At 68.4% G+C, this 8,310-nt stretch carries 6 protein-coding genes and 1 tRNA gene; 3 read left to right on the top strand and 4 right to left on the bottom strand.

What is annotated here, in order from left to right:
* Positions 1-120: 120 nt before the first annotated feature.
* The 3 genes from ACM14_RS10850 to ACM14_RS10840 all read left to right on the top strand — a co-directional run bounded on the left by ACM14_RS10850 (position 121) and on the right by ACM14_RS10840 (position 3,113).
* Positions 121-2,052 carry a M61 family metallopeptidase gene (locus ACM14_RS10850; protein ID WP_065346138.1) on the top strand — a complete coding sequence of 644 codons (1,932 nt, stop codon included), beginning with the start codon at positions 121-123 and terminating at the stop codon, positions 2,050-2,052.
* 74 nt (positions 2,053-2,126) lie between these two features.
* A complete protein-coding gene (locus tag ACM14_RS10845) occupies positions 2,127-2,906 on the top strand; it encodes an enoyl-CoA hydratase (protein WP_012203459.1) in 780 nt (259 codons plus the stop codon).
* 130 nt (positions 2,907-3,036) lie between these two features.
* Positions 3,037-3,113 (top strand) — tRNA-Met (locus ACM14_RS10840).
* A 94-nt stretch (positions 3,114-3,207) separates the two neighbouring features.
* Here ACM14_RS10840 and ACM14_RS10835 read toward each other — a convergent pair.
* The 4 genes from ACM14_RS10835 to ACM14_RS10820 form a co-directional block, all read right to left on the bottom strand.
* Complete coding sequence (locus tag ACM14_RS10835; protein ID WP_065346137.1) at positions 3,208-4,410, bottom strand: DUF1513 domain-containing protein; 1,203 nt, start codon at positions 4,408-4,410, stop codon at positions 3,208-3,210.
* Complete coding sequence (locus ACM14_RS10830; RefSeq protein ID WP_254662031.1) at positions 4,394-5,464, bottom strand: imelysin family protein; 1,071 nt, start codon at positions 5,462-5,464, stop codon at positions 4,394-4,396. Before ACM14_RS10830 ends, ACM14_RS10835 begins: the two co-directional genes overlap by 17 nt.
* 14 nt (positions 5,465-5,478) lie before the next feature.
* Positions 5,479-6,990 carry a di-heme oxidoredictase family protein gene (locus ACM14_RS10825; protein WP_065346135.1) on the bottom strand — a complete coding sequence of 504 codons (1,512 nt, stop codon included), beginning with the start codon at positions 6,988-6,990 and terminating at the stop codon, positions 5,479-5,481.
* 104 nt (positions 6,991-7,094) lie between these two features.
* A complete protein-coding gene (locus ACM14_RS10820) occupies positions 7,095-8,291 on the bottom strand; it encodes an imelysin family protein (RefSeq protein WP_013804069.1) in 1,197 nt (398 codons plus the stop codon).
* Between the last annotated feature and the right edge of the window lie 19 nt (positions 8,292-8,310).

Below are 8,310 nucleotides of genomic sequence, written 5' to 3'. Positions count from 1 at the left end.
GCGGGCCCGGCGCCATGGACGCCGGGCCTGCCCACCTGATCCCCCTTAGCCGGAGCTTCCCGGCTCCAGCCCGCCGCAGCGGGCCCGGGCAGCCTCCAGGCCACACCTGCAGGAGCCCGAATGACCTCTCCCCTCGCCGCCACCGCCACCGCCGCTGCCACTGCCGCAGCGGACATTCACTACCGCGTGCAGGCCCTTGATGTGGACGCGCACCTGTTCAGCGTGCAACTGCACATCGCCCGCCCGGCCGCTGGCCAGACCCTGTCGCTGCCGGTCTGGATTCCCGGCAGCTATCTGGTGCGGGAATTCTCCAAGAACCTCCAGGGCCTGTCTGCCGAGCAGGACGGCCGCCCCATCGCGCTGGCCCAGCAGGGCAAGAACCTCTGGCAGGCCGACTGCGCAGCCGGCGTGCCGCTGGTGCTCCACTACCAGTTCTGCGCCTATGACAGCTCCGTGCGCACGGCCTGGCTGGACCGACGCCGCGGCTTTTTCAACGGCACCAGCCTGTGCCTGCGCGTGCACGGCCAGGAAGATACGCCGCACACGCTGCAACTGCTTGCGTCGGATGCCACGGCATCGTGGCAGGTGGCGACCGGCCTGGACGCCGTGGACACCGATGCACGCGGCTGGGGCCTGTACCGCGCCGCCCACTACGACGAATTGGTGGACTGCCCCGTGGAGATGGGCAGCTTCTGGCGTGGCGACTTCGTGGCCGCGGGCGTGCCGCACAGCTTCATCGTGGCGGGCGCCGCGCCCAGCTTCGACGGCGCGCGCCTGATTGCCGATGCACGCAAGATCTGCGAGACCGTGCTGGCCTTCTGGCACGGTACGGGCGAGCAGGCCACGCCCGCGCCCATGCAGCGCTACGTGTTCATGCTCAACGTGGTCGATGACGGCTATGGGGGCCTGGAGCACCGCAATTCCACGGCCCTGATCTGCGGCCGGCGCGACCTGCCGCGCGTGGGCGAGCGCAAGGCCGCCGAGGGCTACACCACCTTGCTGGGCCTGATCAGCCACGAGTACTTCCACACCTGGAACGTCAAGCGCCTGCGCCCGGCCGAATTCGCGCGCTACGACTACGGGCAGGAGAACTACACCGAGCTGCTGTGGTTCTTCGAAGGCTTCACCAGCTACTACGACGACCTGCTGCTGCGCCGCGCCGGCCTGATCGACAACGCCCAGTACCTCAAGCTCATCACGCGCACCATCAACCAGGTGCTGCAGACGCCGGGCCGACACCTGCAGTCCGTGGCCCAGGCCAGCTATGACGCCTGGGTCAAGTACTACCGCCAGGACGAGAACACGCCCAACCAGACCGTCAGCTACTACACCAAGGGCTGCCTGGTCGCACTGGCCCTGGACCTGCAACTGCGCCGCGAAGGCCGCAGCACGCTGGACGACGTGATGCGCGCGCTGTGGCAGCGCTGCCAGGGCGGCCCCATGCGCGAGGCCGACGTGCTGGCCGTGCTGCAGGACCTGGGCGGGCGCAGCTTCGCGCCCGAGATCACGCAATGGGTGCACGGCACCGACGACCTGCCGCTGGCCGAGCTGCTGGCCGCGCACGGCGTGCAGGCCAAGGCCGAACCGGCGCAGACTGCCCAGCGCCTGGGCCTGCGCGTGCAGGAAAGCCAGGGCATCACCATCAAGACCGTGCTGCGCGGCAGCCTGGCCGAGCGCGCCGGCTTCATGGCGGGCGACGAATGGCTGGCCATCGAGCTGCCCACCGGCGCCGAGGATTCACAGCCCGCGCGCTGGCGCATCACCCGGCTGGACGACGTGGCGCTTTATGCAGGCACGGCCCTGGACATCGTCGCCTGGGTGGCCCGCGACCGGCAGATCCTGGCCTTGACCCTGCCCTGGGGCTCGGGCCTGCTGTCCGAGGCCGCCGCCATGGTGGAGAAAACGGACAACGGCGATGCAAAAGCTGCCACATCCGGCACCCTGGCGGCGCCCGCCCCCAGCAATCTCGGACTGGAAATCACGGACGAGGAGACCGCTGGACGCTGGCTGGCCGGGCACACGGGCAGCGCGCAGGCGCCTGCCACACCCTGAACGGCGCATGCCGTCCCGCGCCGCCGGCCGGTTATTCTTGAGGATCACGACGACAACCCCAGCAGGAGACTCCCTTGGCCTACGAAATGATTGAAGTTCGCGTCGAAGCCGACAAGGTCGGCATCATCACGCTCAACCGCCCCAAGCAGCTCAACGCGCTCAATGACCAGCTCATGGACGAGCTGGGCCAGGCCCTGCAGGCCTTCGATGCCGATGAGGCCATCGGCTGCATGATCATCACCGGCAGCGAGAAAGCCTTTGCGGCCGGCGCCGACATCGGCGCCATGGCCAAGTACAGCTTTGCCGATGCCTACAAGGGCGACTACATCACGCGCAACTGGGAAGCCATCCGCTCCATCCGCAAGCCCGTGATCGCCGCCGTCAGCGGCTTTGCCCTCGGCGGCGGCTGCGAGCTGGCCATGATGTGCGACTTCATCATCGCCGCCGACAACGCGAAGTTCGGCCAGCCGGAAATCAAGCTGGGCGTGATCCCCGGCGCCGGCGGCACGCAGCGCCTGCCGCGCGCCGTGGGCAAGTCCAAGGCCATGGACATGGCCCTCACGGCCCGCATGATGGACGCCACCGAGGCCGAGCGCGCCGGCCTGGTCAGCCGTGTCGTGCCCTTCGACAAGCTCATGGACGAGGCGCTGGGCGCCGCCATCATCATCAGCGGCTTCTCGCAGATTGCCGTCATGGCGGCCAAGGAATCGGTGAACCGCGCCTTCGAGGGCTCGCTGGCCGACGGCGTCATGTTCGAGCGCCGCCTGTTCCACGCGCTGTTCGCCACCCAGGACCAGAAGGAAGGCATGGACGCCTTCGTCAACAAGCGTCCCGCCAGCTTCAAGCATCTCTGAGCCGGGCTGAAAGTCGCGCTACAATGCGCGTCTTCCGGCAAGGCGCAGCAAGCCTCTCGCAAAGAAATTTCGAGAAATTTGCACAACTTGCCGGAGGGGCCGAAAATTCTGCATATAATTTAGGTCTTACGGCGCTTTAGCTCAGTCGGTTAGAGCGATGGAATCATAATCCACAGGTCCGCGGTTCGAATCCGTGAAGCGCCACCAAACAAAGAAAAGGGTCTACGTGCAAACGTAGACCCTTTTTCCGTTGGTGCTGCACTCCGCCAGAGCGCGCCGTTTGCGGCGCCGCCTCCGGCTGCTAGCTGCCGCGCTCCAACGCAATCCAGTGGTTGTCCAGCGCCATGCCGGGAACCGGCACCGTGCGCAGCACCTGGCCGCCCTGGCGCAATTGGGCCTGGCGTGCGCCGCCCATCCACAGCGCAGGCTCGGCAGGCAGGGGCCGACCCTTGGCATCCAGCGAGACACTTGCGTTGGCCACGCAGTACACGCCCGGCATGGCATCGCCACGCAGCCAGCGGCCGCTGGCCTGGCTGCTGTCGGGCACCTGCCACCAGGTGACGGTGTTCACGCGCGGACAGCTGACGGCGAAGAGCTGGCCGTCGTAGCCTATGTCGCCGCCATAGCCGGCCAGGGGCTCGCGCCCTTCGGGCAGGGGCACGGCATGCAAACGGTGGCCATCGAACAGCGCGAGCACGGGCGCAGCGGCGCGCGCTTCGGTGTCGCGGTGCTCGGCCTGCAGCGCAATGCCCAGCCAGCGGCGCGCGGGCGCGTGGGCGACCTGCGGGCCCCAGGCCAGGTGGCGCAGGCTCAGGCGGTTGTCGTCCAGCTTCCACAGGCCGGCACGGGCGCCGCCTTCAGCCGGCAGCAGCCGCGCGATGGACGAATCCATGTGGTCCAGCTGCAGCTTGCGCCGGCCGGTTTCGGACTGCGTGGGAATGCCGCCGTTGGCGACCATCAGCGTGCCATCGGCGTCCAGCAGCAACTGGTGCGGGTCCATGCCGCTCGTGCGCCATTCGGCGATCTTCTCCAAGGTGATGGCATCGCGCACGCCGATCAGTCCCTGGGCATCTTCCAGGTCGGTCTCGGTGGTGTAGAGATGGCGGCCATCGGCGCTTTCGATGATATGGCCGTTGAAGAAGCGGTCGGGCTCGATCCACTGCCACTGCGCATCCTCGGCGGCCTGTCCCGGCTTCAGGCGCACCAGCCAGTCACCGGGGCGGCGGCTGGCGAAGACCACGGAGCCGTCGCGCAGCGCGGCCATACCATGGGCGCGCGTGGGCACATCCAGGGCCTGCAGCACCTGCAGCGGCCTGTCCACCTGCGCACTGGCCTGCACGATGCCGACACGCATCTGCTCGCCCTGCATCCAGGCCGCAGCCAGCGACCGTGCCGAGCCAGACGGCCTGGCCGCATGGGAGGTTGCCAGCGGCATGGCAGCCAGCAGCCCCATGCCCTGCAGCCAGCGGCGGCGATTCAGCGCCTGCTCAATCCCCGTCGGCATCCGAGAACCCGATGTTGACTTCCAGCGCAGGCGCCACCTCGCCTTCCATGAGGCGCTTGAGGCGCGACAGTGGCTTGGTCGCGGCATCGACGGCCTTGGCGCTCGGCTCGGTCAGGGCGCGCATGCCGGCATCGGCCTCGTTGATTGCCTTGAGCCAGCGGTCGGCCAGCGGGTTGAGGCCACGGCCGCGCAGGTAGGACTCGATGGGCACGATGTCCACGCCGGGCTGGGGCACCTTGCGGTCCACGCTCACGGCCAGCGTGCGCAGGCCCTGCCAGTGCGCGCGCCAGATCTCAACGGTGCTGCCGCTGGCCAGGTGCTCCCAGGCGGGGGGCTTGCTGCCTGCACTGCCCGCACTGCGCAAGGGCTTTTCCATGTCCGCCCAACGCAGGCGCTCCAGGCCGCCCACCCACTGGTTGATGAACTCGGCCATGGCTTCGGTGGTGGCATCGCCGTCCTCGGACCAATCCTGGGCCGCGAGCTTGGCAAAGCCGTTGCTGAGGATGCCCATCTCGGCGCCGATTTCTTCGGCCACCAGGGTGGCATAGGCGCAGGCCGGCGTCTGCGGCTCCACGGGCTGGGTCCACAGCAGGTTCTCGAGCGCCGGGTATCCCTTGGCGGGCGAGCCGATGCGCTCCATGGCAGCCAGATCGGCGGGGGCCGACTGTATGGCCTTCTTGAGCAGGGCCGGGCGCATGGGGCGGAAGTCCACCAGACGTGCCGAGCGGCGCTCCACCAGCGGCCCCAGGGCCACGGCCGAGAGGCTGCTCCACTGCCGCGACGATTGCACATAGGCCTGGCGCGCCGTCTGCAGCGTGGCGGCAGCCGATCCCGCAGGTGCCGCGCAGTGTGCGCGCAGCGCCTGGCTCAGCGCCTGGGCGGATGCCTGCGCGGCCTTGGCCTGTGGCGAGAACCATTGGCCGTACAGCCCCTGCACGGCGTGGGCCGTGTTGTAGAAGGGAATGGCCATGTTGGCATCCACTTCCTGGGCATGGACCGGGGCGGCGGCCAGCAGCGCCAGGGCGGCGGCACAAAGGATTTGGCGAGGGGTCATGCGCATGTCTTGCATCAGAGGGACTCCACAAATTTGACCAGGGCTTCACGGTCTTCGGCGCTGAACTGGCGCACCTGTTCGCGCGCGGCTTCGGCCTCGCCGCCGTGCCAGAGGATGGCTTCGAGCACGCCGCGCGCACGGCCGTCGTGCAGCAGGCGCTGGTGGTTGTTGACATCGGGCAGCAGGCCTATGCCCCACAGCGGCGGCGTGCGCCACTGGCGGCCTGAGGCCTTGAAGTCGGGCCGGCCATCGGCCAGCGCCTCGCCCATGTCGTGCAGCAGCAGGTCGGTGTAGGGCGCAATGGTCTGGCCCGACAACCCCTTGCTGCTGAGTGCCGGCGACAGCGCGGGAAACAGCTCCCCGCCGGTCTTGTACGAGGGCCGGTGGCACTGCGCGCACTGGGCCTGGTGGAACAGTGCCTCGCCACGGCGCACGGCCGGGTCGCTGGCGTTGCGCCGTGCAGGCGGCGCCAGCGTGGCCTGGTAGAAGATCACGTCGTCCAGCACGCGGTCCTCGATCTCCACGCCCTCGGCGCCGTTGCCGTTGGGCGCGGCCAGGCAGTCCTTTTGTGCGGGCGTGCAGGCCTGGTGCGGGAAACGCTTCGATGTGATGCCGATATCGCCCAGGAAGGCCGAGGCCGTCTGATGGGCAATGGAGGCCACGTTGGCCTTCCAGCCGAAGCGGCCCAGCATCATGCGTTCGCCGTAGGCATCCCAGACATAGTTGGGCTGGCCCTTGATGGGGCCGCCCAGGGCTGCCTGGGCGGCAGCGTTGGCCAGGATCTCGGACTCGGGGATGTGCTCCAGCAGGCCCAGGCCGATGACCTGGGGCGCAATGCGCGGGCTGGTCATCAGGTTGGAAGCCAGGGGGCCGTAGTTGAGCGCAGCCAGCTCGTAGACCGGCTTTTCCAGCGTGTAGGCCGTGCCGTCGGCAAAGCGGCCATGCACCTGTTCATAGCGGATGCGCAGCTGGCCCTCGCCCTTGACGCCCAGCACGCCCTCGGTATTGAACTGGTCGCCATAGACCGGGTCCGGCACCGGGCTGCCGTGCGGGCCTTCGCCCGGAATGGACAGCCGCATGAGCAGGCCCGCGAAGGGCTGGGGCTTGAGCGGGTTGTGGAAGTCGGGCGGCTGGGCGCGGCCGTCCTGCACATGGCAGCCGCCGCAGGAGCGCGCCAGGAAGTGCGGGCCCAGGCCATCGCGCGCCGTGGTGGAGGCCGGCGCCTGCACCCAGTTGCGCTTGAAGAAGGAGTTGCCGATGACGAAGCGCGTGCGCTCTGCATCCTCCAGGTTGGCGGCGGGCAGCGAGAAGGCGTTGCGGCCCGTGGCGTGGACCGTGGTCTGGCCGCCCGGGGGCAGGGGCTCGCCGGGTGCCGCGAACAAAAGAGCTGGATCGGAAGCTGGATCGGGAGCAGGCTGCGGTGCTGGCGCGCGCGCTGGAGCGGCAGCCACCGTGTCCTGCTGTTGGGCCGAGCAGCCCATCAGGACCAGGGAGGCAGCGACCAGCAGCGAGGGGGAGAGATTCATGGGTGGGGACGTCCCTGGAAAAGCCAGGGCCGCCGAACCCTTTCGGGGGCGGCGGCCTTGGCACATGGGCGCAGGAATGGATGGACGCTGGCGTGGATGTTCTTTTAGTTGGCCTTGGGGTCCACCAGGTTGAGCTGGGTGATGCCGACGGCATTGGCCGCCTCCACCAAGTCCTTGCTCTGCTGGACCAGGCTGTCGATGGTGGCCTGGATCTTGGCGCGCGAGGCCGAGTCGCGCGCGCCCTGTATGGCCTGGTCGAACGGCGCGGGAATGGCCTGGGCCGCCTGCACCGACTGCGTGATCTGGCGCGTGGTCCTGTCGGCCAGCGCGCTGTCCTTGGAGGCCACCCAGTCCTTGATGCCCGGGCCTTGCAGCTCGCTGCCATCCAGGCGCTTGTAGCTGCCCTGCCAGACGTTGAGGATGCCCTGGGCATTGGTCACCGCATCGCGGTGCGTGTTGTCCGAGAAGCAGGAGTGCTCGTCTTCCTGGTCGCGGCTGGCCAGGGCCACCTCCAGGCGCTCGCCGGCCAGCTCGCCGCGCGACAGCGAACCCAGGCCCACGAAGATGCGGCGCAGCGCATCGTCGGGCTTTTTCTCGAACTGGGCGCGGAAGTTCTTGGGCGAGCCGGGCTTCCACTGGTCGGCCACGGACTGCAGGTCCTCGATCAGCAGCGCGGTCACCACCTTCAGGTACTCGCGGCGGCGGTCGGCATTGGACTTCTTGCCATCGACAAAGTCGGTGTACGGACGCGCGCCCGGTCCCTTGTCGTTCAGGTCCTGGCCCCAGAGCATGAACTCGATGGCGTGCCAGCCGGTGGAAACGTTCTCCTCGCCGTCATGCTCGTTGAGCTCGGCCAGGCGCTTCTTGGTGATGGCTTCCTTGCGGTTGTTGATGATGCCGGCGTTGGGATTGCCTTCCACATAGTCCACATAGGACTCGTCCATGGGCCAGGCGTTGATCTGGCCTTCGGGTCCTTCATCGTTGTCGATGGGACCGGCGTAGAAGCGGAAGGCCTCGGTCTGGCCGTAGTACTCCCGGGCATCCAGCCAGGCCTTGCGTGCCTGGTTCAGGCCCTGCTCGCTGGGCGCCGCCAGAAAGGCCGCAATGGCTTTCTGCATGGTCTTGGCGGAGCTGATGGAGTCCGAGTAATTGGCGTGCACCAGGGTGCCGTAATGCTTGACCACCTCCGCAACGGAGAGGCTCTTCTTCACGGGCTGTTGAACGGTGCCGGCGGCTGCGGCCTGGCTCATCGGGGCGGCCGCGCCCAGGGCCAGGGCGGCTGCAATCAGGATGGGATGCATGGCAGAAAGGATCGGAGGT

The organism is Delftia sp. JD2 (assembly GCF_001682645.1).
In the GTDB taxonomy this organism is placed as follows: Bacteria; Pseudomonadota; Gammaproteobacteria; order Burkholderiales; family Burkholderiaceae_C; genus Comamonas; species Comamonas acidovorans.
Note: the sequence above shows the minus strand (reverse complement) of the source record. Positions and strands in the feature narration are given on the sequence as shown.

Excerpts from the sequence above, each read along its gene's own strand:
- ACM14_RS10835 (WP_065346137.1), bottom strand. The coding sequence starts at position 4,410 with ATGCCGACGGGGATTGAGCAGGCGCTGAATCGCCGCCGCTGGCTGCAG.
- ACM14_RS10820 (WP_013804069.1), bottom strand. The coding sequence starts at position 8,291 with ATGCATCCCATCCTGATTGCAGCCGCCCTGGCCCTGGGCGCGGCCGCC.
- ACM14_RS10830 (WP_254662031.1), bottom strand. The coding sequence starts at position 5,464 with ATGACCCCTCGCCAAATCCTTTGTGCCGCCGCCCTGGCGCTGCTGGCC.
- ACM14_RS10850 (WP_065346138.1), top strand. The coding sequence starts at position 121 with ATGACCTCTCCCCTCGCCGCCACCGCCACCGCCGCTGCCACTGCCGCA.
- ACM14_RS10825 (WP_065346135.1), bottom strand. The coding sequence starts at position 6,990 with ATGAATCTCTCCCCCTCGCTGCTGGTCGCTGCCTCCCTGGTCCTGATG.